The 25,077-nt window shown below is 71.1% G+C and carries 19 protein-coding genes and 1 pseudogene; 10 read left to right on the plus strand and 10 right to left on the minus strand.

Annotation, left to right across the window (positions count from 1 at the left end; all coding sequences use genetic code 11):
• Positions 1 to 36 precede the first annotated feature (36 nt).
• From DV20_RS22205 to DV20_RS46685, 3 genes and pseudogenes are all read left to right on the plus strand, one after another.
• Positions 37 to 1,788 (plus strand): cellulase family glycosylhydrolase, encoded by a 1,752-nt coding sequence (locus DV20_RS22205; protein ID WP_043783295.1) that lies wholly within the window; start codon positions 37 to 39, stop codon positions 1,786 to 1,788.
• Positions 1,789 to 1,930: 142 nt separating this feature from the next.
• The gene (locus DV20_RS22210) at positions 1,931 to 2,953 is read left to right on the plus strand and encodes an aldo/keto reductase (protein WP_043783296.1); all 1,023 of its coding nucleotides are present in this window, start codon (positions 1,931 to 1,933) and stop codon (positions 2,951 to 2,953) included.
• A 5-nt stretch (positions 2,954 to 2,958) separates the two neighbouring features.
• A pseudogene (locus DV20_RS46685) lies at positions 2,959 to 3,063 on the plus strand (IS481 family transposase); the annotation flags it as partial.
• A 4-nt stretch (positions 3,064 to 3,067) separates the two neighbouring features.
• Here DV20_RS46685 and DV20_RS22215 read toward each other — a convergent pair.
• Positions 3,068 to 3,724 (minus strand): TetR/AcrR family transcriptional regulator, encoded by a 657-nt coding sequence (locus tag DV20_RS22215; protein ID WP_043783298.1) that lies wholly within the window; start codon positions 3,722 to 3,724, stop codon positions 3,068 to 3,070.
• Between the two features lie 83 nt (positions 3,725 to 3,807).
• Here DV20_RS22215 and DV20_RS22220 point away from each other — a divergent pair, with 83 nt between their 5' ends.
• On the plus strand, positions 3,808 to 4,917 hold the full coding sequence (locus tag DV20_RS22220; RefSeq protein ID WP_043783300.1) for an FAD-dependent oxidoreductase: 1,110 nt from the start codon (positions 3,808 to 3,810) through the stop codon (positions 4,915 to 4,917).
• Here the strand turns inward: DV20_RS22220 and DV20_RS22225 are convergent.
• Positions 4,914 to 5,594 (minus strand): TetR/AcrR family transcriptional regulator, encoded by a 681-nt coding sequence (locus tag DV20_RS22225; protein WP_043783301.1) that lies wholly within the window; start codon positions 5,592 to 5,594, stop codon positions 4,914 to 4,916. The genes DV20_RS22220 and DV20_RS22225 overlap by 4 nt on opposite strands.
• A gap of 68 nt (positions 5,595 to 5,662) precedes the next feature.
• Here DV20_RS22225 and DV20_RS22230 point away from each other — a divergent pair, with 68 nt between their 5' ends.
• Positions 5,663 to 6,772: an FAD-dependent oxidoreductase gene (locus DV20_RS22230; protein WP_043783303.1), complete on the plus strand. Its 1,110-nt coding sequence runs from the start codon at positions 5,663 to 5,665 to the stop codon at positions 6,770 to 6,772.
• Between the two features lie 85 nt (positions 6,773 to 6,857).
• Here the strand turns inward: DV20_RS22230 and DV20_RS22235 are convergent, their stop codons facing one another.
• The 4 genes from DV20_RS22235 to DV20_RS22250 form a co-directional block, all read right to left on the minus strand.
• Positions 6,858 to 8,336 (minus strand): radical SAM/SPASM domain-containing protein, encoded by a 1,479-nt coding sequence (locus DV20_RS22235; protein WP_043783305.1) that lies wholly within the window; start codon positions 8,334 to 8,336, stop codon positions 6,858 to 6,860.
• A 46-nt stretch (positions 8,337 to 8,382) separates the two neighbouring features.
• Positions 8,383 to 11,241, minus strand: a complete 2,859-nt coding sequence (locus tag DV20_RS22240; protein ID WP_043783306.1) for an ATP-binding protein — start codon at positions 11,239 to 11,241, stop codon at positions 8,383 to 8,385.
• Positions 11,241 to 13,145, minus strand: coding sequence for a TIR domain-containing protein (locus DV20_RS22245; RefSeq protein ID WP_160169749.1), 1,905 nt, complete (start codon positions 13,143 to 13,145; stop codon positions 11,241 to 11,243). The genes DV20_RS22240 and DV20_RS22245 overlap by 1 nt, the downstream gene beginning before the upstream one ends.
• Before the next feature lie 113 nt (positions 13,146 to 13,258).
• The gene (locus DV20_RS22250; protein ID WP_043783680.1) at positions 13,259 to 14,131 is read right to left on the minus strand and encodes a DUF4231 domain-containing protein; all 873 of its coding nucleotides are present in this window, start codon (positions 14,129 to 14,131) and stop codon (positions 13,259 to 13,261) included.
• A gap of 242 nt (positions 14,132 to 14,373) precedes the next feature.
• Between DV20_RS22250 and miaB the strand changes: the two genes are divergently transcribed.
• Together miaB and DV20_RS22260 are read left to right on the plus strand one after the other, a co-directional pair.
• Positions 14,374 to 15,867: a tRNA (N6-isopentenyl adenosine(37)-C2)-methylthiotransferase MiaB gene (miaB, locus tag DV20_RS22255; protein ID WP_043783310.1), complete on the plus strand. Its 1,494-nt coding sequence runs from the start codon at positions 14,374 to 14,376 to the stop codon at positions 15,865 to 15,867.
• Entirely contained in the window at positions 15,864 to 16,337 is a 474-nt protein-coding gene (locus DV20_RS22260) for an Rv2732c family membrane protein (RefSeq protein WP_043783312.1), read from the plus strand. Before miaB ends, DV20_RS22260 begins: the two co-directional genes overlap by 4 nt.
• 19 nt (positions 16,338 to 16,356) lie before the next feature.
• Here the strand turns inward: DV20_RS22260 and DV20_RS22265 are convergent, their stop codons facing one another.
• Positions 16,357 to 16,803 carry a hypothetical protein gene (locus DV20_RS22265; protein ID WP_043783313.1) on the minus strand — a complete coding sequence of 149 codons (447 nt, stop codon included), beginning with the start codon at positions 16,801 to 16,803 and terminating at the stop codon, positions 16,357 to 16,359.
• Between the two features lie 589 nt (positions 16,804 to 17,392).
• The gene (locus DV20_RS22270) at positions 17,393 to 18,706 is read right to left on the minus strand and encodes a DUF349 domain-containing protein (protein WP_043783316.1); all 1,314 of its coding nucleotides are present in this window, start codon (positions 18,704 to 18,706) and stop codon (positions 17,393 to 17,395) included.
• Positions 18,707 to 18,923: 217 nt separating this feature from the next.
• Between DV20_RS22270 and miaA the strand changes: the two genes are divergently transcribed.
• Both miaA and dapF read left to right on the plus strand, forming a co-directional pair.
• Positions 18,924 to 19,835, plus strand: coding sequence for a tRNA (adenosine(37)-N6)-dimethylallyltransferase MiaA (gene miaA, locus DV20_RS22275; RefSeq protein WP_043783318.1), 912 nt, complete (start codon positions 18,924 to 18,926; stop codon positions 19,833 to 19,835).
• A 10-nt stretch (positions 19,836 to 19,845) separates the two neighbouring features.
• Positions 19,846 to 20,673 carry a diaminopimelate epimerase gene (dapF, locus tag DV20_RS22280; RefSeq protein WP_084093601.1) on the plus strand — a complete coding sequence of 276 codons (828 nt, stop codon included), beginning with the start codon at positions 19,846 to 19,848 and terminating at the stop codon, positions 20,671 to 20,673.
• 16 nt (positions 20,674 to 20,689) lie between these two features.
• Here the strand turns inward: dapF and valS are convergent, their stop codons facing one another.
• Positions 20,690 to 23,206, minus strand: coding sequence for a valine--tRNA ligase (valS, locus tag DV20_RS22285; protein WP_043783321.1), 2,517 nt, complete (start codon positions 23,204 to 23,206; stop codon positions 20,690 to 20,692).
• A gap of 9 nt (positions 23,207 to 23,215) precedes the next feature.
• A complete protein-coding gene (locus DV20_RS22290) occupies positions 23,216 to 24,469 on the minus strand; it encodes an MFS transporter (RefSeq protein ID WP_043783323.1) in 1,254 nt (417 codons plus the stop codon).
• 62 nt (positions 24,470 to 24,531) lie between these two features.
• Here DV20_RS22290 and DV20_RS22295 point away from each other — a divergent pair, with 62 nt between their 5' ends.
• Complete coding sequence (locus DV20_RS22295) at positions 24,532 to 25,035, plus strand: ArsR/SmtB family transcription factor (protein WP_043783324.1); 504 nt, start codon at positions 24,532 to 24,534, stop codon at positions 25,033 to 25,035.
• Positions 25,036 to 25,077: the final 42 nt, after the last annotated feature.

Genomic DNA, 25,077 nt, shown 5'->3' on the forward strand with positions numbered 1-25,077 from the left:
TTTTTGCGAAACTCCTTCATGTTTGGGGCCGCCATCATGCGCATGCTCGTGGCTTTGCTCACCGCCGTGGCGATGACTTCCGGCGTCGTCGCGTCCGCCGTGGCCGAGGACGTTCCCGCGCACCGGCTGACCGTGCGCGGCTCCGCCTTCGTCGACGAGTACGGCCGCGAAGTGGTGTTGCGCGGCTTCAACGTCTCGGGGGAGACGAAGCTGGCGGAAAACGGTTTCCTGCCGTTCGCCACCGCGGCCGACGCGCGCCGCTCTGCCTCGGCGATGCGGGCGCTGACCGGCGCGAACGCCGTGCGGATCCCGATCGCGTGGGCCGGGACGCAGCCGGTGCGCGGGCCGGTGAACACGCGGTACCTGGCCGCGCTGACCGAGCAGCTGAAGGCGTTCCTGGACGAGGGGTTCACCGTCCTGCCCGACTTCCACCAGGACCTGTTCTCCCGCTACCTGTTCAACCGCGGCAGCTGGTACACCGGCGACGGCGCGCCGAAGTGGGTCGTCGACCTCGGCGGCTACCCCGCGGAGAGCTGCGGCATCTGCGCCCACTGGGGCCAGAACATCACCCAGAACGGCGCGGTCCAGGACGCCACGAAGGACTTCTGGCACAACGCCCGCGGCGTCCAGGACGAGTTCGTCGGCATGGCCGTCCAGACGATGACGTACCTGCGGGCGAACCTGAGCGCCGCCCAGTTCGCCGGCATCGCGGGCATGGACCCGTACAACGAGCCGTTCGCCGGCCGGTACGACCAGGGCCAGGACAGCAAGGCGTGGGAACAGAACGTGCTGTGGCCGTTCTTCCAGCGGTTCCGCGACGCGATGGATTCCGCCGGCTGGCAGGACAAGCCCGCGTTCGTCGAGCCGAACATGTTCTGGAACGCCAACATCTCCTTCCAGCTCCACCCGGGCGGCTTCCTGGACACCGGCGTCATGGGGCCGCGATACGTGTTCAACACGCACTTCTACGACCAGCTCGCCCAGTCCGGCGTGTTCATGCCGGGCAAGGCGGGCGACGGCCAGTACAGCGGCGCCTTCGGCACGGTCCGCGACCGCGCGTCCGCGCTGGGCACGGCGGCGATCGTCACCGAGTTCGGCCACCCGATGACCGGGTACACCTCGGACAAGACCCCGACCGTGGACAAGGCGATGTACCAGGCGCTCGACTCGCGCGTGTCCGGGGCGAACTGGTGGCGCAGGCCGGCGGAGTCGGGCCCGGTGCTGTCGGGAACGCAGTGGCAGTGGGACATCTACAGCGGCCGTCACCACGAGCTGATGAACGACAACCCGGACAAGGTGAAGACGGACGGCGACGCCTGGAACGGCGAGGACTTCTCGTCGGCCCGCACGGCCGACGACGGGACGGTCCAGCTCCGCCAGGACGCGCGGCTGCTCGACCGCCTCTACCCGGCCGCGGTCGCGGGGCACACGCTGGCGTTCACGTACGAGGACCGCTCGCGAGACGGCGGCCGGCCGCTGACGTGGAACCAGATCCCGGCCACGCTGCCGGCGACGGCGGCGCTGACCGGCGCGGGACGCTACGGCGTCCTCGTCTGGCAGGGCACCGACGCGGGCGCCCCGACCGAGCTGCACGTCCCGGCGGGGATGACCCCGACGGTGGTGACGGACCTGCCCTCGGCCACCCGGGTGGGTGACCGCCTGCGCCTGCCGGCCACTCCCGGCCTGCACTACGCGCTGATCGCGGAACCGGCGGCGGCGCCGACCGCGGCCCAGCTCGCGGCGGTCCGGGCGGAACTCGCGGCCTGGGCACCCACGGCGGTCCGCTAGCCGGGTCATGCTCGTCGCCGGGCCGCGCCACCCGGCGGGTTGCGTAAGCGGAAAACTTTTCCGTATAGTTCCGGAATAAGTTTCCACTTACGACCGGCGTACGGTGTCCGCGCCGGCCGGCACCTCGGCGGGAGAGAACCCCATGCACTACCGCACCCTCGGCCGGACCGGGATCAAGGTCAGCCCGTACGCGCTCGGCGCGATGATGTTCGCGACGTCCTTCGGCAATCCCGACCCGGACGACTCCGCCCGCATGATCCGCAAGGCGCTGGACGCGGGCATCAACTTCATCGACACCGCCGACGCCTACGGCGACTCCGAAGAGGTCGTCGGCAAAGCCCTGCGGGACCGCCGCGACGAAGTCGTGCTCGCCACCAAGTTCGGCCGCCAGGTCGGCGCCGACCCGCACCACCAGGGCGCGTCCCGGCGCTGGATCGTCACCGCCGTCGAGAACTCGCTGCGGCGCCTGCGGGTCGACCACATCGACCTCTACCAGCTGCACCGCACCGATCCCGCGACGGACGTCGAGGAAACGCTTTCCGCGCTGACCGACCTGCTGCGCGCCGGCAAGATCCGCGCGATCGGCACGTCCCAGAGCCTCGCGTCCGACATCGTCGAGGCCCAGTGGGTCGCCGAACACCGCGGCCTGGCGCGGTTCCGCGCCGAGCAGGCGGCCTACTCCATTCTCAACCGCGGCGTCGAACGCGAAGTGCTGCCGCTGACCCAGCGCTTCGGCATGGGCACGCTGATCTGGGGTCCCCTCGGCCAGGGCCTGCTCACCGGGCGCGTCCGCAAGGGCGGGCGCAACGACCTGCGCCGCGCCCACCTGCTCAAGCACCTCAGCGACGAACGCCGGCTCGACGTCGTCGAGCAGCTCGTTCCGCTGGCCGCCGAAGCGGGCCTGCCGATGACCCACCTCGCGATGGCCTTCGTCATCGCCCACCCCGGCGTCACCAGCGCGCTGCTCGGTCCCCGTACCATGCCGCAGCTCGACGACCTGCTGGCCGGCATCGAGGTCCGCCTCACCGACGACGTCCTCGACCGCATCGACGAAATCGTGCCGCCGGGCACCAACATCGGCGCGCTCGACCAGAACTACCAGCCGCCGGCCGTGCACGACCCCGGCCTGCGTCGCCGCCCGCTCGCCGAGCGCGCCGCGGCCTAGCTGCGCTGTCCGGCAACGGGTCGGCCTACCGCTCGCACGCCTGGCGCGACTCCGGCACCAAGCCGGGAATCACCCCGAAACGCACCCGGCCCTGCCGGCCGCGGAACAGCACACCTAGCGCAGGGTCGCGATCCCGGCCAGGAAGATGTCGACGCCGGCGAGGAACTGCTCGCGGTCGTCGTGGTCCCGCAGCCGGGTCGCCGCCCGGTGCACGAACGGGTACTGCTCCGGGTCCAGTGACGCCCAGCGGGCGGCGATGTCGCCCAGGAAGGCCGACCGGTCCGCCGGGTCGCCGTCGAGGAGCCGGGCGTTGGCGGCGTTCTGGCCGGCGACGCCGAGCACGTAGTTGACCAGCGCGCCCGCGGCGTCGAACACCGTCTGCTCGGGGACGTCGAGCGCGGCGAGCAGTCCGCCGATGCGCTCGTAGATCTCCAGCAGCGCGGGCCGCCACGGCTCGCGGGACAGCTGGGCGCCGACCCACGGGTGGGCGTCGATCGCGTCGAACAGGCCCAGCGACACCGTGCGCAGCGCCTCCCGTGGGTCCGCCCCGACGACCGCGTCGCCCATGACGCGGGCGATGACGGCGTCGGTCGCCGCCGCGAGGAGGTCGCTCTTGTTCGCGACGTGGTGGTAGATCGCGCCGTAGCCGGTCGAGAGGCGGGCGGTGAGCGCGCGGAACGTCAGCGCGGCCTCGCCGCCGTCGTCCAGGATCGCGGCCGCCGCCTGAACGATCACTTCCTTGGACAGCCCGTCCGTGCGCCGTTTCGCCATGTGCTGATCATCGCACGCTTGGAACGTCGATCCAAACTCGTGCTAGCGTCGTGATTGGAACGACGATCCAATCGGAGGTAATCATGACTGTCACGATCATCGGAGCCGGCCTCGGCGGCCTCGTCCTGGCCGGCGTCCTGCACCGGCACGGCATCCCGGTCGCCGTCCTGGAGGCGGAGGCCTCCCCGGCGGCGCGCCGTCAGGGCGGGATGCTCGACATCCACCCGTGGAACGGCCAGCCGGCGCTCGAGGCGGCCGGGCTGGGGGAGGGGTTCCGCCGGCTCGTCCTCCCGGGCCGCGAGTCGTCCCGCATCGTCGACCGCGACGGCACCGTGCTGCTCGACCGGCCCGACGACGGAACCGGCGAGCGGCCCGAGGTGCAGCGCGGCGAGCTGCGGCAGCTGCTGCTGGACGCGCTGCCGCCGGGAACCGTCCACTGGGGACACAAGGTCACCGGGGCGCGGGCCCTCGGCGGCGGCGAGCACGAGGTGAGCCTGGCCGACGGGCGCAGTCTCGTGACGAGCCTGCTGGTCGGGGCGGACGGCGCGTGGTCGAAGGTCCGCCCGCTGCTCTCGGCGGCGACCCCGGAGTACGTCGGCGTGACGGTCGTCGAGACCTTCCTCTTCGACGGCGACACCCGTCATCCCGCCACCGCGAAAGCGGTCGGCGCCGGGGCCCTGTACGCGCTCGCGCCGGGCAAGGGAATTGTGGCGCACCGCGAAAGCGGCGGGACCCTGCACACGTACGCGCAGCTGTTCAAGCCCCAGGACTGGCTGGCGGACGCCGACGCCGCGACCGTGACGGCACGCGTCGCCGAGGAGTTCGCCGGCTGGGCCCCCGAGCTGACCGCGCTGATCACCGGAAGCGACGTCCCGCCGGTGCTGCGCCGCCTGTGCACGCTGCCGGCCGGGCACCGCTGGGACCGCGTGCCGGGGGTGACCCTGCTCGGCGACGCGGCCCACCTGATGCCGCCGAACGGGGAAGGGGCCAACCTGGCCATGCTGGACGGCGCCGAACTCGGGCAGGCCCTCGCCGCCCACCCCGGCGACGTCGAGGCGGCGCTGGCCGAGTACGAGCGGGCCATGTTCTCGCGCGCGGCCGCGGAGGCCGACGACGAGGACGTCTACGCGATCATGTTCGGCGAGGACGCCCCGCACAGCATGGTCGCCTTGTTCACCGGCGCGGCGGGTTAGCCGGAGATGCCCGCCCCGATGCCGTCGAGCAGGTAGCCGAGGCCGATCCGGAAGGTCTCGTCGGCGTCGAGGTGGGCGGCGTCGCGGACGACCGTCTCCAGCGCGGGGAACCGGCCGGTGGCGAACATCCGCACCAGGTAGGGGCCGAAGGTGGCCTGCCACTGCCGCTGGTCCATCCCGGTGGCGCGCTCGGCCCGCCGCTCGGCGATCTCCCGGCGGACCGCGCCGATCACGTACGCGTCGACCGCGGTGGCCACCGGCATGATCAGGTCGACGTCGACGCCGTCCAGCGCGGCCATCACCGCCTCGCCCCTGGCCAGCGCGTTCGGGCCGAGCTGGGGCCGCCCGCCGATCAGGTCGGCGAACCACTCGTGCCGGTGCACGGCCCGCCGGGTGGCCTCGGCCATCGAAGTCAGCACCTCCCGCCAGCCGTCCCCGGTGGGCCGGATCTCGGCGTGGACGGCGTCGACCATCAGGTCGAGCAGCTCGTCCTTGGTGTCGATGTACCCGTAGAGCCGCATCGGCCCGACGTCCAGCGCGGCGGCGATCTTCCGCAGCGACACGGCTTCCAGGCCGGCCTCGTCGGCCAGTTCCACCGCGGTCCGGACGATCAGGTCCCGGCTCAGCGGCGCCGGCGCCGGTCGATTCGCCGGCTCCGGCCGCTCCCACACCAACATGGGGGTGACAATACATCGGCTGCCGCGATACAGTGTATCGAGAAGTACACCGTATCGAAGGGGGAGTCATGGCCATCGTGATCGTGGGGGCCGGCCTGGGCGGGCTGGCGCTCGCCGGAGTGCTGCACGTGCACGGCATCGAGAGCGTGGTGTACGAGCGCGACGCCTCACGCGACGCCCGCCGCCAGGGCGGCATGCTCGACATCCACTCCGGGCAGCGGGCGCTGCGGGAAGCGGGCCTGCTCGACCGGTTCCTGGCGATCGCCCGCAGCGAAGGGCAGGACATGCGCCTCCTGGAGCCGGACGGCACCCTGCTCCTGCAGGAGGACACCCCCGACGACGCTCCGGCCCTGCGGCCCGAGATCGACCGCACGGACTTGCGCAACCTGCTGCTCGACGCCCTCCCCGAGCGAACGGTCCGTTGGGGGAGTGCCTACGACCACGCGGAAGACGGCGTCGCGCACTTCGCGGACGGCACCACCGCGCCGTACGACCTCCTGGTCGGAGCGGACGGCGCGAACTCCCGCGTCCGTGCCCTCCTCACCGACGCCCAGCCGGCGCACATCGGCCAGAACGTGGTGGAGCTGGCCATCCCCGACATCGACCGCACCCACCCGGACCTCGCGGCCATGGTCGGCCGAGGCAACTACTGGGTCCTGGGCGACGGCAAGTCCCTGGCCGCCCAACGCAACGGCGACGGCTCGGTCCGCATCGGCGTCAGCTTCTACAACACGGACGAGAACTGGTTCACCGAGACGGGCATCCCCTTCGACAACCCACCCGCGGCCCGAGCAAGGCTGATCGAGCTCCTGGACGGCTGGGACACCCGCTTCACCACCCTGATCGCCGCCTGCGACGACACCGTGACACCCCGCACGCTCACCACGCTCCCCGCAGGCCTCACATGGCCCTCGAACCCGGCGATCACCCTGCTGGGAGACGCGGCGCACTTGATGCCCCCGGTGGGCGAGGGAGCCAACATGGCCCTCCTGGACGGCGCCGAGCTGGCCCTCGCCTTGGCGGCCCACCCCGAGGACTTCGCCACCGCGGTGGCGGAGTACGAGAAGGAGATGTTCAAGCGCACCGCGGCGGCCGCCCGCATGTCGGCGGACATGCAGGAGCTGCTGATGTCGCCCGACGCGAGCCGGAGGATGCTGGAGTTCTTCCAGCCGAACTGACGGCGGCCGGCGGTCAGGCAGGCCGCCCCGGCCGAACAGCGGGTCCGCCCTCAGCCGGGTGGCGCAAACTCCGGCGGCGTGGCCATCACCCCGGCGTACGGCCGGCGTGGGCCAGGAGCCGCAGGCCTTCCAGGCGTACCGCTTCCGGGTAAATCGTCCGGTAGATGTCGCAGTTGGGGGAGCGGACATCGAAGCGACCGGTGGCCCGGAACGTCGCTACAGCACAGCCGCCCGCACACCAATTCTTCCACGTGCAGTCGCGGCAGCCGGCTTTTTCGTCGACGAGGAGATTCTTGATCTTGCGCGCCGGATCGCGGACGGCCAGCACCGGATCGGTCGTGCGGATGTCGCCCGCGGCGTCCTCGAGTTCCATGTGGCACTGGGCGATCCGGCCACGCTGGTCGATGACCACGTAGTCGTCGCCGACCCCGCACGTCCGCGACCGCGGCCGCAACAGCTGCCCGCGGTCGAGGATCGATCCCAGGACGCTCCAGCGCGGCAGAGTCCGCTCGATTTCGCCGAACGCCGCCCGCAATCCATCGAGTAGCGCTTGCTCTTCGTACTGGAGATCCGTGAACGCCGACGCGCAGTCGTTGTCCCGAAAGAAGTTGAAACTGAAGGTGAGGTCGCGATCGAGACCGAACCGGACGACCTCGGCCACGGCATCGACGTTCCGGCTCGTGATGGTGATCGACAGGTGCGGCGGCACGCCCTCGGCGCACAGCTTGTCGATCGTTGTGAGAACACGCGCCGCCGACGGCTTTCCGGTGAGAGTGGGCCGCTGCGCGTCGTGGGCCTCGCCGATGCCGTCCAGGGAAATCATGACTCGGATATCGAGCCGCTTCAGCTCCTGCGCGAGCCGCCGCGAAATCGCGACGCCGTTGCTCAGCAGCACGGCGCTGAGTTTCAACCCGGCCACAGTGCACGCTTCGACGGCGTACTCGTGCAGTCCGAGCAAGACATCGGCGTTGAGACTGGCCTCTCCGCCGGCGTACTTCAGGCGGAGTGAGGTGAAGCCGTTGTCGACTGCCGACCGGACCAGGGCGGTCACGGATTCGCGCGCCGTGTCGGAGTCCATCGATTCGCCCGACTTGTGCACATAGCAGTACGGACACCGCAAGTTGCACTTGTTCGTCACGTGCAACCACGCGGTCAGTTCGTGGCTCTTCGGCAATTGCTGGCTGGGCGGGGCGCCAAGGGGGTGCACGATGTCGTGGGCCAGCAATTTCCGCAGGACGGTATCGCCTCCGGTAAAACCCATCGCGCGATCAGGTGAACACGCCCGGGTGAAAAGATCGAAGATGGCGCGCGCCGCGGTGTTCAGCACCACCACGCCACCGTTTCCGGACGGGCTGAACAAGGCGACGTGCTCCGCGTCGACCGGAAGTTCGAGCACACCCGGAGTGCGGACCAGGGGTCTGCCGTCCAGTTCCGGTTCGGCCCGCTCGGACTCGCCACCGGACGGCGGGCAGGCGCAGTCCTCGCAGCTGCGAACGAGCAGTTCCTGCGCGTCGCCGATGTCCGATGCGGACAGTGCGAGCGCCGGACGTCCGGGTGGATTCATGAGCTGCAGCCTCCCACGGTGGCAATGGTTCGGGCGCACCCGGGGCTCAGTAGAGCTGTTCCAAACGGGCCAGGAGCGAAGTGGAGCGGTCCCCCTCGGCGGCCCACCGGTCCCGCAGCAGGGTGTACCAGTCGATCTGGACGTTCTGCGGCAGCATGGCGAACAACTGGTGGAAACGTTCGAATTCGTCTGCGATCGCCGACGCACCGTGAGAACCGACTCGTGCGCCCGCCAGAATCGAGAAACCCTGTGAATAGTGTTCGACGGCCGCTTCCAGCAGTGTTTCCGGCCGGTCGCTTCGCAGCGCGTCGTGCACTTCGAGATGACCTTGCAGGAGCCGCCAGCGAGCGTCCAGGTCGGCGAACCGGTAGTGCCGAATGGCGTTTTCGACGTCCGACACCCGCTCACGGATGAGCGAACGGTAGCGGTCGTCCCCCGTCTCGGACCACGCGCGGTAGGTGAGTTCGAGGTACTCGATCAGGCTGGCGGACAGGAACCAGCCGTCGGCGATCCGCGAGGCTTCGGCGATCGCCTGGTCGAGGTGACGCAAACCCGAATCGGGGTCGTCCGCGCCGAAGATGCGACCCGCCCGGTTGAGCGCGGACGGGTACCACCGGACGCCGTAGTCACGGCAGATGTCGAGCGCGCTGCAGATCATCTTCCGCGCTCTCGCCATCGGCTTCTCGACGAGGTCAAGACCCTCTTCGTGGGCCTGCATGAGGCAGATCGCCGCCTCCTGGTGCACCAGGCCGAGCCACGAGCCGGTGCGCAGTTCGGTGAAGAGCTCCTCCGCCTGACGGTACTGTTCCCACGCTCGCGTGAACTTCCGTTCGTAGCGGTAGATCTCGGCCGACACGCTCAGCGACACCGCGATGGCGTGTTTGGCGCCCAGCTTCCGCCGGACCGCCAACGCGGGCTCGACGAGGTTCCGGGCGTCGTCGTAGTCGCCCTGCAACGCCTTCAGGTAAGCCCAGTTCGCCTGGATCGACGCCAGTTCTTCGCGGTCACGCGCCGAGGCACCCGGCCCTGTCTTCGGGACGATGACGTCGTAAGCCGATTTGTAGTTCCTGTCGGCCTCGGCCCACTTCCCCAGGTTGCGGCAGTAGAACCCGAGTTCTTTGTAACCCTGGGCGCGCAGGTGCTCGCGTTGCGGCGACGGGAGTCGGTCGGCGAAGGCGAGCGCCTCTTCGAAGTGCGGCTGCGCTTCTTCGACGCGGCCGGGAACGCCGAGCCAGGCGTTGCCCCGCTCGTTGGCGAGCCGGTACTTCAGCTCGGTGCCGGCGGCCGACGCGGGCAGCCGGTCCAGCAGCGCCAGCGCGGCCTGGGGCTGCGAGGCGTGCCGCAGGAACCGCGCGACGTCCAGGCCGATCTCGAGGTACCGCTGCGGCTGGCCGGCCAGCCAGTCGCGGAACCGGTCGATGACGACGCCCACCGCATCCTCCAAGGGAGGCTGCGGGGTGGCGGGCGGGAGGAACCGCTCCAGTTCGTGGCAGGCGAGCTCCTGGAAGTGCACGTCGTCCCGCTCGGCGGCTTCCGCGAATTCGGCGGTGAAGCGGCTGGTTCCGCCCTCGAAATCCGTCAGCAGCCGGTAGAACAGCCCGGCGGCGCGGAGCTGGTCCAGCTCCCGCTTGCGGATGTCCAGCTCGGCCACTTTCTCGAACAGGGCACGCGCGTTGGGCGCGGGTTCCCTGAACACCTCGGCCTGGGCTCGGACGACGTCGGCGTACTCGGCGTCGCACAGTCCTTCGTACGTCTCCGCCGCCGTCTGCCAACGCTCACGGCGCCAGCTCTCGTCCTGGTCGTGGAGCGGGATCAAGCGCTGGGCGATCTCTTCGGCCAAGGCGTCGTGCAGCGTGACGTACCGCTCGTTCGCCCGGGGCCGGATCCACGGCCGGTCGAGGAGCAGACGCCAGGCGTCGTGCCAGTCCGCGGCGTCCGCCGGCAGATCCCGGTCGGCCATGAGGGACTGCCACAGCCCCTCGTCGACGCTGTGCCGGACGACCGACAGCCGTTTGATCGCTTCCGGCCAGAAGGCGCTGCTGCGGTACGGGGTGACCAACCGGCGCCGGAAGGCTTCCCGCATCCTGTTCCCGGCTTCGCGATCGCTGGACATCTCCGGAGGCGGATCGTTGTGCTGCAGGTAGTCCACCGCCAGGGCCAGCCACAGGGGATGCCCGCCGGTGAGGGCGACGAGCCTGCTCTTCTGTGGTTCGTTCAGTGAATCCTTGAGGACCCCGGCATCGAGGAACGCGTGGGCGTCCTGTTCGTCGAAGCCGGTGAGAGCGATCTCGATGGTCTCCAGCGAGGCCGGCGGCACCGTGAGCAGATCACGGATCGGGTCGTGCGTTTCCCAGCCCCATACCGGACGCCCGGACAGGACGAACAGGGTGCCGGGCAGCCCCTTCATCCATTGCGCCAGTGAGACCAGCAGGAAGGTGCTGCGCATGGTTTCCACCGTGTCCAGCGTGATCACCACGGTCTTCCCCGACCCGGCGATGTAGTTCGCGTAGCATTCGGCGAACAGTTCGTGGCTGCGCCGGTGGTGGCTGGCCATGGTGGCCTTGCCGACCTGCTGGACCGACAGGCCGGGCAGCCGGTCCATGTGGTCGACGAAATCCGCGAAGTACTCACGCCGCGGGTCGAGGCTCGCCACGATGTCTCGCTGGAGGCCGTCGAGCAGCCAGTACTGCGAGTCGTCGATGTCGATGGGCCGGATCCAGCGGACGGACGGATCGGCGCCGTCCCGGGCGGCGAGCGCGCGCACCATCCGCGTCTTGCCGATGCCGCCCGGTCCGTAGAGCAGGACGGCCCGGCTGGCGGCGTGTTCGCGCACCAGCTGGACCTGCTCGAGGACCTGGTCCTCTTCCCAGCGCCGGACGTAGAACGTGCCGCGATCCGGAGCCATCAGGCACCTCCAGTGATGGTGTCGGCGATCGCGGCGACGACTCGCGGGAAAAGACCGTCGAAGTCTCTCAACAACATCTCGAATTCGCGGTCGGCCGTCAGCCGCTCGGTGACGTAGTCGCAGTACTCGGAGGGTTCGAGGATCTCCGGTCGCCGGAATTCGTCGACCAGGCGGACCGCGGTGCGCGGCAGGTCTTCCGGAACGGTGCCCGGACTCGTGTGGAGCAGCTTCGCCGTTTCGTGCCACAGGCTTTCGACCAGGATGGGACCCAGCTCCCAACCGGCTCCCCTGGCGGCCCACTTCGCGTAGAACTCGCGCGCCTGCTCGTGGCTGCTGCGCCGGGAATCCGCGTCCGGGTAGTAGTAGCGGTAGAGCAACCGCCGGATCGGCCGGTGCAGGACGTGCCACGGTTCCTGCACTTCCCGGTTCTGCAGCGCGGTCTGCCCGATGGCCTGCCAGAGGTCGACCTGGTTCCAGCCTGCGGTCTCGAGCAGCCGCTGGAACTCGGCGTTGTTCTCGATGTGGTAGCGCAGGTGCGATTGGGTGAGCAGGCGGTACCGGACGGCGAACTTGAGCGCCGCTTCGAGGGCGGCCCGCCGTTTCGGGTCGTCGCCCGCGAACGGGAGCAGGCTCTCCGTGGCCAGCAGGTCCCCCTTGATGTAGGGACGGGCGACCTGGTCGAACACCTCCTGCGCCGCGGTCTGGCAGTCGTCGACGAACTCGGTGCTCTCCGCCCACCGCAGGCTCTGCGCCAAGACCGCGGGCAGTCCTTCGCTGAGCCGGCAAAGCCCGTCCGACCACTTGTCGAGGGCGTCTGTGCTCAGATCGTCGGCGAGCTCCCGCACCGCCAGCCGGACGACGTCTTCGGTGAATTCGCCGAGGGGGATCTTGACGATCCTGGGGCCACCCTGGGGGCCGAAGCCCTCCCAGCCGTCCTTGTGCCGGCTGGCGATGATCAGGCTGACGCGGGTCTTGCCGCTACTGCTCCGCCGCTGCACGAGCCGGTGGATGGTGGTCAACGCCGAGCGGAGGTTCGCCGCGGCGGGCTTGCTCATCAGGTCCGCGCTGTCGAGGAGGTACAGCTGGGCGCGGTCTCGCTTGATGAGTGCCGCGGCGGCGGTCACGCATTCGCTCTGCCCGAAGGTGGCCGACGCGGGCTCGGCGATGTCCAGCAGCTGACAGAGGACCTTGATCCAGTCATGGCGGTACTCGAGCGGCAGGGACCGGAGATCGACGAGCTGGATCCGGCACGGCGGGTCCAGCGCGGCCCGGCGGCGGAGGACCTCCTGCAGGAACCAGGTCTTGCCCAGCTTCGGCGGGGAAACCACCAACCACAGGTCCGGCGTTCCACGGGTCGTCAGGGCGTTGATGAGCCGGTTCAGTTCGTCTTCGCGGTTGTGGAAGACCGTCCACGGGGTCGGTCCGGTACCCGGTGCGGGAGCCCCGTCGCCGAAGCCCAAGGCGGCCAGCGTCTTCGTGAGCTTGTCGGGGGTCTGCGGTTCGAGCAGGTCGATCCAGGAGGCGACGCGCAGGAACCCGGTTCCGGTCCGCGGTGTGCGCTGAACCTGGACGACGAAGACGAATTGCCGTTTCAGCTCGATCTGACGGTGGTAGGCGGTTTGGCGTTCGAGGTCGCACCAGTCGGATTCCATGGCCGCGGGAGAGATCAGCGCCACGAAATAGTCGGCGTTTTCCAACGCCGACTGAGTGCCTCGCACGAACTCCTGGCCGGGGCGATCGCCGTAGTCGTAGACTTCCGCGCCGCGCTCCCGCATGGCCTCGCTGAGCCGGCCGGCGATGTCGGAGTCGGCGCCGGTGTGACTGAGGAAGATCCGCGTCACCGGATGGGACTCGGCGTCGGCACCTCCGGCCGACCCTCGGTCGTCCTCCCCTGGCCTGGCCACCTTGCCTCCGTCCGCGGACGCTTCCCCAGCCGATCCCAGGATAGGTCGTCGCCGGTGCTCCTCCTGTTACGGTTCCGGCGAACCGGATGGAGACGGTTCGTGAACCGTTCCGGTTATTGCTTCGCCGGCCGTTCGTCGCTCCCGAGTTTGGCCATCCAGCCCTCGTTCTGGATCGAGATCACCCGCTCCGCGTCGGCCACGAAGTCGTCGTCGGTGGTGAGCCCGGTCGTCCGATTCACCAGGAGGCGCTCCAGTTCATCCGCCGTGCGGGTGAACTCGACCTGCTGATAGGCGTACCGCGCCGCACCGACGTGCGCCGTGATCGCGGTGGTGATCGTGGTCAGCACCCCGATCCAAGCGGACACGGCGATCCCGGGGAAGACCGCGACGACGGCGGCCAGCCCAGCCGCGGCGGCGGAGAGCCCGATTTCGCACTGCCGGGCGGTGCGCACCCGAACCGCCATGAGCCGTGCTTTCGGCCGGTAATAGTGGTCGAGCTGGCCGCGCACCCGCACTGCCGCATACGAGTCGACGTCGTCGACGGCCGGCAACGGTCGAGTCCGCGGAGCGAGGCCCGTGGTGTGGCGCACGAGGTCGCCCGCGCTCGCCGACAGCTCGGCGAGCGCGCGGAGGACCACTTCGTCCCGGTCGGCGCCGCCGAATCTTCCGACGCCGGCGAGGTAGCCGAAAACTTCCGACTTCAGGGCTTCGGAGACGGAACGAGCCCGGGTCCAGTCCCGGACGTTGCCGGGAGCGGCTCCTCGAGCGGCGACCGCGGCAAGGGCGAGCGCCAAGGCCGCCACCGCGGCGCAGAACCGCCCGGCGGACTGGGCGACAGCCGCCGAAGCCGCACCGGCGACGGCGCCGGTCACCGTGAGCGAGAGCACGAGGACGCGGGCGCGTGAGATCCGCACTTTGAGCCGGTCCGAGGCCTGCGACCAGATGCTCTGGCGATTCCACAGCAAGGTGATCGCGTCGGTTGTCATGGCGCCATCCTCGCGCGGGTCCGTTCCGGTGCGGAAGGGTTCGCCGAAATCGGTCCGGCATCGTGGCGAGATCCCCGGTGGCCGGCCGCCGTCCGGCGGCGACTCCGGCGCCGGCTTCCGGGCGGCGAAGCCCGTGGACGCCGTGCGGCAGGACATCGCCCGCGGCGTGAGGGCTGCTCCACGGAGGCCGCCGGGAGGGGACACCCCAGGCGCAGGTGAGGGCGGGTCTACCCTGGAAGCCGATGACCGAGAACAAGGCACCCAGGGCGTACCAGATCCGCACCTTCGGCTGCCAGATGAACGTGCACGACTCCGAGCGCCTCGCCGGGCAGCTCGAGGACGCCGGCTACGTCCCGGCCACCGCCGGGGCCAAGCCGGACCTGATCGTGTTCAACACCTGCGCCGTCCGGGAGAACGCGGACAACAAGCTGTACGGCACCCTCGGGCACCTGCGCCCCGACAAGGTCGCGAACCCGGACCTGCAGATCGCCGTCGGCGGGTGTCTCGCCCAGAAGGACCGTGGCGAGATCGTCAAGCGGGCGCCGTGGGTCGACGTGGTGTTCGGCACCCACAACATCGGGTCGCTGCCCACGCTGCTCGAGCGCGCCCGGCACAACGCCCAGGCCGAGGTCGAGATCCTCGAATCGCTCGAGACCTTCCCCTCGACGCTGCCCGCGCGCCGCGAATCGTCCTACGCGAGCTGGGTGTCCGTTTCGGTCGGCTGCAACAACACCTGCACCTTCTGCATCGTCCCCGCCCTGCGCGGCAAGGAACGCGACCGGCGGCCCGGCGAAATCCTCGCCGAGGTCGAGGCGCTCGTCGCCGAGGGCGTGCTCGAGGTCACCCTGCTCGGCCAGAACGTCAACTCCTACGGCGTCGAGTTCAGCGACCGGCTGGCGTTCGGCAAGCTCCTGCGCGCGTGCGGCACCATCGACGGCCTCGAGCGCGTCCGATTCACCTCGCCGCACCCGGCGGCGTTCACCTCCGACGTCATCGACGCCATGGCCGCGACCCCGAACGTCTGCCACCAGCTGCACATGCCGCTGCAGTCCGGGTCCGACCGGGTCCTGCGCGAAATGAAGCGGTCCTACCGTTCGGCGCGCTTCCTGAACATCCTCGACGAGGTCCGCGCGGCCATGCCGGACGCCGCGATCACCACCGACATCATCGTCGGCTTCCCCGGCGAGACCGAGGAGGACTTCCAGGCGACCCTGGACGTCGTCGCGCAGGCCCGCTTCTCCAGCGCGTTCACCTTCCAGTACTCGAAGCGCCCCGGCACGCCGGCCGCGACGATGGCGGGCCAGCTGCCGAAGGAGGTCGTGCAGGAGCGCTACGACCGCCTGGTCGAGCTGCAGAACGCGATCTCCTGGGACGAGAACAAGAAGATCGTCGGCCGCCGCGTCGAGCTGCTCGTCGCCGCGGGCGAGGGCCGCAAGGACGCCGAGACGCACCGGATGAGCGGCCGCGCCCGCGACGGGCGCCTGGTGCACTTCACGCCGACCGGCGCCCACGTCGACCGCGCGGTCCGCCCCGGCGACGTCGTCGAGACGACCGTCACCTACGCCGCCCCGCACCACCTGGTGGCCGACGGCGACCTGCTGTCCCACCGGCGCACGCGCGCCGGCGACAACGCGGAGGCCGGGCTGCGGCCGAAGACGAGCGGCGTCACGCTGGGCCTGCCGGGCTTCGGTGCCCCGGCCGTCCAGCCCGAACCGGTGAGTGGGTGTGCGCTGTGACGGAGTCCCGTGGCAACGGCGAGCTGGCCGAGCTGGCGGCCGAGATCGACGAGGCGGGCGCGCGGGCGTCCCGCACGGTGGAGCTGGGCCGCCGCGGATTCACGATCGCGGTGTTCACGTTCGTGCTGCTGATCTGCCAGATCCTCCCGTGGGTCGGCGACAAGGCGGGCTGGCAGGTCCTGGCCGGCGAGGGCGGCGGCATCCCCCAGCTGTTCGCGGCGACGTCGACGGCTGTCGGCATCCTGGCTTCGGCACTGGCGTTGGTGACCCGGCGCTGGTGGCTGGCCTGGGTCTGCGCGGCGGGCGGCTGGTTCGCCTCGGTGGACGGGCTGCTGGCGATCTGGTCCCAGCAGTCGTCCCACGCCCCGGGCTCCGCGGGCGGCGGCCCGGGGTTCGGCATGGTGATCGCCTGGATCGCGATGATCTGCCTGGCGGTCCAGTGGATGCGAACGGCGTTCTCACGATCGTGAGAACCGGCGGGGACCGAGGTCAGCCGACGCGCAGGGTGAAGGTGCTCGCCGAGTAGGCGGCGGCGTAGAGCGTGCTCTCGGGGTGGAAGAGCCGCAGCGAGATCGTGGCGCTCACGCTGAAGCTGAGGTTGAAGGAGAACCCGCCGTTCGGCCGGCAGGTGGTGTCGGCGATGTTCACCCACGCCCCGGCTTGCAGCTGCTGCACGATGACGGTCTCGACGGTCGCCTCGGAACGGGCCGCGTCGAGCACCTTCAGGTTGCCCTTGAGGTCGACCTTCTCGTTGACCTTGACGTGGTCTTTGCCGAGCTTCCCGTCGAGCTTGACCTTCCCCTTGCCGGCTTCGGCGGAGGAGGAGAGCGAGGCGGCCCCGGCGGGGGAGACGAGCGCGGGAACGAGCCCGGCGAGGGCGAGGCTGAGCACCAGAGCGGAGAGGATCCTGGCGGCGCTGCGGGGTGTCCTGGTCATGATCAAAGTGGAGCACCGGCAGGGGACGGAAGCGCGCGGTAACCCCCGGTCGTGGCGCCGACCGAACCCCTTCGGGTGGCCGGCGAACCTTCCCCTTGCCGCGCGGCCGACACAGCCCGCCCTCCCTGGGGGCTGCCCCCGCTTCCAGCGTATCGGCGCCGACCGACAGATCCGGGCGAAAATCCAGCAAAGCGGCAGGCTTGTCCCCATCACGGCGGTGCTGTGGAAAACCGCGAAGGCCCTCCCCACCAGCTGAAAGCCGACGAGGAGGGCCGTCGTGGGAGCAATTTTTCGCGGTTCGGGGCTATCTCAGCGGCTCAGGCCCCAGCAGGTCGCAGCAGCGTGGGCCCGCGAACCCTGCGCGACCGCGGGCCACGCGAGCCACGCTGGTCTGCGGGCCGTGCTGGTCCGCGAACCGTGCGAGCTGCGCCGGCTTGGGAGCCGCGCCGCCCGCGAGCCGCCTTGGCCCCGAGCCGAGCGGCCCGCAAACCGCCCGGGCCCCCTAACCTGCAGGCCGCTAATCCACGACCCGCCCAGCTCACGACCCGCCCGGCCCACGACCCGCAACCGACCCAACCGACCCCAAACCTCACCGATCAGCGATCGCCGCCTCCGCGGCCTGCAGCCACTCGCGCCACTGTGCCGCCTGCTCGTCGGCCTTCTTCGCCCGCCGCTCGTCCCCCGCCGCGCGGGCCTTCGCCGCCTGGGATTCGAACTGCTCCACCCGCTCGCGGAACTGGGCCGCTCGGGCCTGGGCCTCCGGGTCCGTCCGTCGCCACCGGGAGTCCTCGGCTGCCTTGACCGCGTCCTGGACCGCCTTCAGGCGGCCGTCCAGCTCGCGGATGCGCTCGCGCGGCACCTTGCCGATCTCGTCCCACTGCTCCTGGATGCGCCGCAGCGCGCTCTTCGCCGCCTCCAGGTTCGCCGCCGCGTCGATCTTCTCGGCCTCGACGAGCAGCTCCTCCTTGCGGGCCGCGTTCGCGCCGAACTCCGCGTCGCGCTCCGAGAACACCGCCGAGCGGCGGGCGAAGAACTTGTCCTGGGCCGCGCGGAACCGCTGCCACAGGGCCTCGTCGCTGTCCTTCGGCGCCCGGCCCGCCGCCTTCCACTCCGTCATCAGGTCCTTGTAGCGGCCCGTCGTCTCGCCCCAGTCCTCGGACTCGCTGATGGCCTCGGCCTCCGCGATCAGCTCTTCCTTGCGCTGCTTGGCCGACGCGCGCTGCTTGTCCAGCTCGGCGAAGTGGGAGCCGCGGCGGCGGTTGAACGCCTCGCGCGCCTTGGAGAACCGCTTCCACAGCTCGTCGTCGGTCTTGCGGTCGACGCCCTTGACCGTCTTCCACTCGTCGAGGATCGTGCGGAGCCGGTCGCCCGCCGCCTTCCACTGGGTGGACTCGGCCGCGATCTTCTCCGCCTCCTCGGCCAGTGCCTGCTTGCGGGCGACCGCCGCGGCCCTCGCCTCCTCGCGCTCCGCCTTCGCGGCGGCCAGCGCCTTCTCGGCGTGCGCGATGACGTACTCCAGGCGCGCGGCGAGCGCCGCCACGTCGCCGACCACGGCGGCCTCGGCCAGCCCGTCCCGGATCTGGGTGGCGCTCGACAGCGCGTGCTTCGGGTCGCCCGCCCCGGAGATCAGCCGGGTCTCCAGCAGCTCGACCTCGGTGCGCACGTCGTCGAAGCGACGCGCGTAGTGCACCAGCCCCTCGTCGGGGCTGCCGGCCTGCCAGACGCCGACGGCGCGCTCGCCCTCGGCGGTGAGGACGTAGACGGTGCCCTCGTCGTCGATCCGGCCCCAGGTCGACGGGGTGGGTTCGGCGGGCGGCACGGGCGGGGCGGCGTGCCCGGCGTGCAGCGCGTGCGGCACCGGGTGCGGGGCCGGGGTACCGGTGGAAGTGTTCTCCTGGGCCATCGCAGGCTCCTTATCGCCTGTACGCCCGCTGGTGCGGGCGCCCCGCCGCGAAGCGGGGCCGGGTAATGCGGTCGTCACGGGCCGTGCTCGGATGCTACGGCCCCACGCGGCATTCAAGCAGCTCAGCGCGCACCGTGGTACTGGATGGGCCACCTGAAGCTCGTGATCCTACTTCCGGTGGACGCTCTCGATCGGTCCGCAGGTATCGTCAGCCGCCGTGAACAGCCCCGTCGTCGGAGTCGCGGTGGTCGGGCCGACGGCCACCGGCAAGACCGCGCTCGCCGTGGACCTGGCCCGCGAGCTCGGCGGCGAGGTCGTCAACGCCGACGCGATGCAGCTCTACCGGGGCATGGACATCGGCACCGCCAAGGCCACCGAGGCCGAGCGCCGCGGCGTCCCGCACCACCTGCTCGACGTCCTGGACGTGACCGAGACGGCGTCCGTCGCGGTCTACCAGCGCGACGCGCGCGCCGAGATCGAACGGCTCCTGGCCGCCGGCCGGGTCCCGGTGCTGGCCGGCGGGTCCGGCCTGTACGTCCAGGCCGTGCTCGACGACCTGCGGTTCCCCGGCACCGACCCGGCCGTCCGGGCCCGGCTCGACGCCGAAGCCGAGCGGCTCGGCACCCCCGCGTTGTACACCCGGCTGGGTGAGCGTGACCCGGTGGCCGCGGCGAAGATCCTGCCGACCAACACCCGGCGGATCGTGCGCGCGCTCGAGGTCATCGAAATCACCGGCGAACCGTTCTCGGCGAACCTGCCCGAACCGGGGCCCGCGCGCTACGGCACGGTCCTGATCGGCGTCGACCGCGAGCCGGCGGAGCTCGACGAGCGCGTCAACGAGCGCGTGCGGCGGATGTTCGAGGGCGGGCTGGTCGACGAGGTGCGCGAACTGGAGAAGCGCGGCCTGCGCGAGGGGAAGACGGCGGCCCGGGCGCTCGGCTACCAGCAGGTGCTCGCCGAACTGGACGGCGACGGCGACTTCGAGGCGGCCGCCGCGGCGACGGCGCAGGCCACCCGGCGCTTCGTCCGCAAGCAACGCTCCTGGTTCCGGCGCGACCAGCGGATCCACTGGTTCGACGGCGCCGATCCCGGGCTGGCCGCGCGCGTCCTGGATACCCTGGGCCGGTAATCTTGCCCCCATGGGCGGAATCGAGTTCCTCAAGGGGCACGGCACGCAGAACGACTTCGTGCTGCTCCCCGATCAGGCGGGCCGCCTCGAGCTGACCGAGGCCAGGGTCGCCGCGTTGTGCGACCGCCGCCGCGGCCTCGGGGCCGACGGCGTGCTGCGCGTCGTGCGCGCCGCCGCGCTCGGCGAGCCGTCCGCGGGGGAGTGGTTCATGGACTACCGCAACGCTGACGGGTCGATCGCCGAGATGTGCGGCAACGGCGTGCGCGTGTTCGCCCGCTACCTCGTCGATTCCGGCTTGGCCGCCGGGGGCGAGTTCGTCGTCGGCACCCGCGCCGGCGACCGCCCGGTGGTCGTGCACCCGGACCGCTCGGTGACCGTCCACATGGGACCGGCGACGATCACCGGGACGTCGGTCACCGTGGTGGCGGGCCGCCCGTTCTCCGGCGTGGCGGTCGACGTCGGCAACCCGCACCTGGTGTCGGTGCTCGACGACGACGTGGCCGGGCTCGACCTGCGCGAGCAGCCCGACTTCGACCACGACGTGTTCCCGAACGGCGTGAACTTCGAGTTCGTCAACCGCCTCGGCGAGGGCGCGCTGCGGATGCGCGTGCACGAACGCGGGGTGGGGGAGACGCGCGCGTGCGGCACCGGCACGGTCGCCGCGGTGGCGGCCGCCTTCCACCTGGCCGGCACCGACACCGGAAGCTCCACTGTGGACATCCCGGGGGGCCGGGTCGAGGTCACGGTGTCCCGTGGCGCGTCGACGCTGTCGGGCCCGGCGGAGATCGTGGCCCGGGGCGAGATCGACGAAGCCTGGTGGGCCGCCGCCGGGTCCTGACGGCGGCCCACCGGCGTCACCCGATCTTCGCCGCCACCGCGAACTCGCCTTCGCGCGTCTCCACCGCGGCGACCGCGCCCGCGATGCGGATGTCGGGCTCGATCCGCGCGAACCGCGCCAGCACGTCCGCCGGGCCGGTCACGGTGAGCGTCTCGACGGCGGACCGCATCGACACCTTCGCGTCCGTCTTCGCCCGGCGCACCGCCGCGATCACCTGGCTCGCCAGCGCCAGCAGCTCCGGATCACCGTCGACGGCGGCCTGCGCCGGCCACGCGGCGCGGTGCACCGAGCCCTCCTGCCACCACGACCAGACCTCCTCGGCCGCGAACGGCAGGAACGGCGCGAACAGCCGCAGCACCGCCGACAACGCCGTCACCAGCGCCACCTGCGCGGACTCCGCGCCCGAAGCGCCGCTGTCGCCGTACGCGCGGCCCTTCACCAGCTCGACGTAGTCGTCGCAGAACGTCCAGAAGAACGTCTCCGTCACCTGCAGCGCCCGGGCGTAGTCCAGGGCCTCCAACGCCGCGGTGGCCGACGAAACGACGGCGGAAAGCGCCGCCAGCAGGGCCCGGTCCAGCGGCTCGGTGACCACCGCGGAAGCCGGCGGCAGGCCCAGGCCCAGCACGAACCGGCTCGCGTTGAGCAGCTTCGTCGCCAAGCGGCGGCCGACCTTCATCTGGCCCTCGTCCACCGCCGTGTCGACGCCGGGCCGCGCGCTCGCCGCCCAGTAGCGGACCGCGTCCGAGCCGAAGCGCTCCAGCAGGTCCACCGGTGTCGTCGCGTTGCCCTTGGACTTCGACATCTTCTTGCGGTCCGGGTCGAGCACCCAGCCCGCGATCGACGCCTCCCGCCACGGCAGCACGCCGTGCTCCAGCTCCGCGCGCACCGCCGTCGAGAACAGCCAGGTGCGGATGATCTCGTGCGCCTGCGGCCGCAGGTCCATCGGGAAGACGCGCGAGAAGAGGTCGTCGTCGAGGCTCCACCGGCCGACGATCTGCGGCGTCAGCGACGACGTCGCCCAGGTGTCCATCACGTCGGGATCGGCGGCGAACCCGCCCGGGACGCCCCGCTGCTCCTCGGTGAACCCCGGCGGGACGTCGCTGCTCGGGTCCACCGGCAAGGTGTCCGGCAGCAGGCGCGCGCCGTAGTCGGGCTCGCCCCGGTCGTCGAGCCGGTACCACAGCGGGATCGGCACGCCGAAGAACCGCTGACGGCTGATCAGCCAGTCCCCGGCCAGGTTCTCCACCCACGACGAGTACCGGACGCGCATGTGCTTCGGCACCCAGTTCAGCTCTTCGCCGCGGGCGAGCATCTTCTCCCGGAAGGCCGGGTCGTTGCCGCCGTTGCGCAGGTACCACTGCCGGCTGGCGACAATCTCCAGCGGCTTGTCGCCCTTTTCGTAGAACTTCACCGAGTGCGTGATCGGCCGCGGTTCCCCCTGCAGGGCCCCGGCTTCGCGCAGCAGCCGCACCATGATCTCGCGTCCGGTGTGGACGGTCTTGCCGGCCAGCGGCGCGTAGGCGCCCGCGGGCACGCCGGACGGCGCCTCGGGCAGGAACCGGCCGTCGCGGCCCAGCACCACCCGCGTCGCCAGGCGCAGCTCCCGCCACCACGTGACGTCGGTGGTGTCGCCGAACGTGCACACCATCGCGATGCCGCGGCCCTTCTCCGGATCCGCGAGGTGGTGTGCCACCACGGGCACCTCGACACCGAACACCGGCGTCCGCACGGTTTTCCCGAACAGCGGCTTGAACCGTTCGTCATCGGGGTGCGCCACCAGCGCGACGCACGCGGGCAGCAGCTCCGGCCGGGTCGTCGCGATCACGACGTCGGCGCCGTCCGGCCCGGTGAACGCCAGGTCGTGGAACGCGCCCGGGCGTTCGCGGTCTTCCAGCTCGGCCTGCGCGACGGCCGTGCGGAACGACACGTCCCAGAGCGTCGGCGCCTCCGCCTGGTAGGCCTCGCCGCGCTCGAGGTTGCGCAGGAACGCGCGCTGCGAGATCAGCCGCGACTCGCGCCCGATCGTCTGGTAGGTCATCGTCCAGTCGACCGACAGGCCGAGCTGTCGCCACAGCTGCTCGAAGGCCTTTTCGTCGGTTTCGGTCAGCAACTCGCACAGCTCGACGAAGTTGCGCCGCGAAATCGAGACCACGTCCTTGCCCGGGTTCTCCGGGGCGCGGAAGGCCGGGTCGTAGGGCAGCGACGGCTCGCAGCGGACGCCGAAGTGGTTCTGCACCCGGCGTTCGGTCGGCAGGCCGTTGTCGTCCCAGCCCATCGGGTAGAACACCTCGAGCCCGCGCATCCGCTTGAACCGCGCGACGACGTCGGTGTGGGTGAAGGAAAAGACGTGCCCGATGTGCAGCGACCCGCTGACCGTCGGCGGGGGAGTGTCGATCGAGTAGATCTCGTCCCGGGTCTTCGTGCGGTCGAAGCGGTAGGCACCGGTGGATTCCCATACGGGTACCCACTTGGCCTCCAGACCGTCGACACCGACCTTGTCCGGGACTCGCGGGTGCTCGTACGGAGTATTCATGAAACAACTCTAGGGGGCGCCGGAATCGCTTTTCGCTTCGGTCGGCAGGTCCCGCATGTGCCGCAGCGGCGAGCACACCACCCACAGCGCGGCCGCGGTCTCTCCGGCCACGGCGACCCAGATCGCCCCGCGCAGCCCGAGCCCCTCGCCGAGCGCGCCGCCCAGCAGCCCGCCGAGCGGCAGCGTGCCCCAGACGAGGAAGCGGACGCTCGCGTTCATCCGGCCCATCAGCCGGTCCGGGCAGATCGCCTGCCGGTAGGAGACCTGCGCGACGTTGTAGACGATCACCCCGAACCCGAAGAGCACCTCGCCGAACGCGGCGAGCGCGAGCCGCCAGTCCGGGCCGGTCCACGGGATCAGCAGGTGCGCGGGCCAGGACAGGAGCGGGACCAGCCAGATCGTGCGGGCGTGGCCGATCCGCCGGGTGAGCGCCCCGGAGAAGACCGCGCCGAGGACGCCGCCCGCGCCGCCGACGGCGAGCATCACGCCGACGACCGCCGGGGACAGCCCGACGGTGCGGGTCAGGAACAAGACCTGGACCGCCACGAACGCGCCGCCGAAGAGGTTCGCCGTCGCCGTGCACGCCACGCTCGCGCGCAACGGCTTGTCGGAGAAGACGAACCGCAGCCCTTCGGCGATCTGCGGCACCAGGCGGGCGTGCCCGGTGCGTTCCGGTTCCGGCTCGGCCGCGCGGATCCGCAGGAGGCACAGGGCCGAGGTCAGGTAGCCGAAGGCGGTGACGAGCACCGTGCTCGCCGCGCCGGCCAGCTGGACCAGCACACCCGCGCCGCTCGGCCCGGCGACCTGCGCGACCGACTGGACGGCCTGCAGCTTCGCGTTGCCCTCCAGGAGGTGCTCCCGGCCGACGAGCGAGGGCAGGTACGACTGGTAGGCGACGTCGAAGAACACCGTCGCGACGCCGACGAACAGCACGACCACCAGCAGCTGCGCGAACGTCAGCACCCCGCCCCACCAGGCGAGGGGCACGCTCAGCAGGAGCGCGAAGCGGACGAAGTCGGCGGCGAGCATCACCGGGCGGCGGCGCAGGCGGTCCACCCAGACGCCCGCGGGCAGCCCGATCAGCAGGAACGCGAGCGTCTGGGCCGCGGTCAGCAGGCCCATCTCGAGCGGCGTCGCCGCCAGGGTCACCGCGGCGAGCAGCGGGATGGCGGTGTACCCGACGGCGGTGCCCAGCTGGCTGGCCGTGTCGCCGGCCCAGAGCCGCCGGAAGTCGGGGTGGAAGAAGAGGGACGCCCTGCGCATGCCCGCGAGTCTGGCGGGAGTGATTGGAAAGTGTCAATCACTTGTCGCCTAAGCTGTCCGGCGTGCTCCCCGAGAAACGACGTCCCGCGAGCGAAGCCGAGGCCGCCGCGCTGGCCTCCGGAATACGGCTGCGCATCATCCGGTTGACCTACTCGGAAGCGCTGACGAACAAGGAGCTGGCCGAAAGGCTGGGCCGGGACCCGGCGACGACGCTGCACCACGTGCGCAAACTCGTCGACACCGGCTTCCTCGCCGCGCAACCCCCGCGCCGCGGGACCCGGGGCGCCCGGGAAATCCCGTATCTTTCGACCGGGCTTTCGTGGACACTCGACTCATGCGGTGACAAGGGCGTGGAACAGGCGGTTCTCGAGGCGTACCTGGCCGAGATCGCCGAAACCGGATTCGAGGGCGTGCACCAGTCGCGCCTGGTCGTCCAAGTGGCCCCCGAGGAGCGGGCGGAGCTGGAAACCCGGCTCAACGCCCTGCTCGAGGAGTTCCGCGCGCGCCCCCGCCGTCCCGGCGCCGAGCGCACCGCGGTCTACCTCGCCACCTATCCCAGCACGTAAAAGTTCGGTTCCCGCGGCGAATCGTGGGAACATGGAGGCACG

This window comes from Amycolatopsis rifamycinica, assembly GCF_000695625.1.
Lineage (GTDB): Bacteria > Actinomycetota > Actinomycetes > Mycobacteriales > Pseudonocardiaceae > Amycolatopsis > Amycolatopsis rifamycinica.

Bases quoted from the DNA above. Each gene is read 5' to 3' on its own strand.
- DV20_RS22205 (WP_043783295.1), top strand. From the start codon at position 37: ATGCGCATGCTCGTGGCTTTGCTCACCGCCGTGGCGATGACTTCCGGC.
- DV20_RS22210 (WP_043783296.1), top strand. From the start codon at position 1,931: ATGCACTACCGCACCCTCGGCCGGACCGGGATCAAGGTCAGCCCGTAC.
- DV20_RS22215 (WP_043783298.1), bottom strand. From the start codon at position 3,724: ATGGCGAAACGGCGCACGGACGGGCTGTCCAAGGAAGTGATCGTTCAG.
- DV20_RS22220 (WP_043783300.1), top strand. From the start codon at position 3,808: ATGACTGTCACGATCATCGGAGCCGGCCTCGGCGGCCTCGTCCTGGCC.
- DV20_RS22225 (WP_043783301.1), bottom strand. From the start codon at position 5,594: ATGTTGGTGTGGGAGCGGCCGGAGCCGGCGAATCGACCGGCGCCGGCG.
- DV20_RS22230 (WP_043783303.1), top strand. From the start codon at position 5,663: ATGGCCATCGTGATCGTGGGGGCCGGCCTGGGCGGGCTGGCGCTCGCC.
- DV20_RS22235 (WP_043783305.1), bottom strand. From the start codon at position 8,336: ATGAATCCACCCGGACGTCCGGCGCTCGCACTGTCCGCATCGGACATC.
- DV20_RS22240 (WP_043783306.1), bottom strand. From the start codon at position 11,241: ATGGCTCCGGATCGCGGCACGTTCTACGTCCGGCGCTGGGAAGAGGAC.
- DV20_RS22250 (WP_043783680.1), bottom strand. From the start codon at position 14,131: ATGACAACCGACGCGATCACCTTGCTGTGGAATCGCCAGAGCATCTGG.
- miaB (WP_043783310.1), top strand. From the start codon at position 14,374: ATGACCGAGAACAAGGCACCCAGGGCGTACCAGATCCGCACCTTCGGC.
- DV20_RS22265 (WP_043783313.1), bottom strand. From the start codon at position 16,803: ATGACCAGGACACCCCGCAGCGCCGCCAGGATCCTCTCCGCTCTGGTG.
- DV20_RS22270 (WP_043783316.1), bottom strand. From the start codon at position 18,706: ATGGCCCAGGAGAACACTTCCACCGGTACCCCGGCCCCGCACCCGGTG.
- dapF (WP_084093601.1), top strand. From the start codon at position 19,846: ATGGGCGGAATCGAGTTCCTCAAGGGGCACGGCACGCAGAACGACTTC.
- valS (WP_043783321.1), bottom strand. From the start codon at position 23,206: ATGAATACTCCGTACGAGCACCCGCGAGTCCCGGACAAGGTCGGTGTC.
- DV20_RS22290 (WP_043783323.1), bottom strand. From the start codon at position 24,469: ATGCGCAGGGCGTCCCTCTTCTTCCACCCCGACTTCCGGCGGCTCTGG.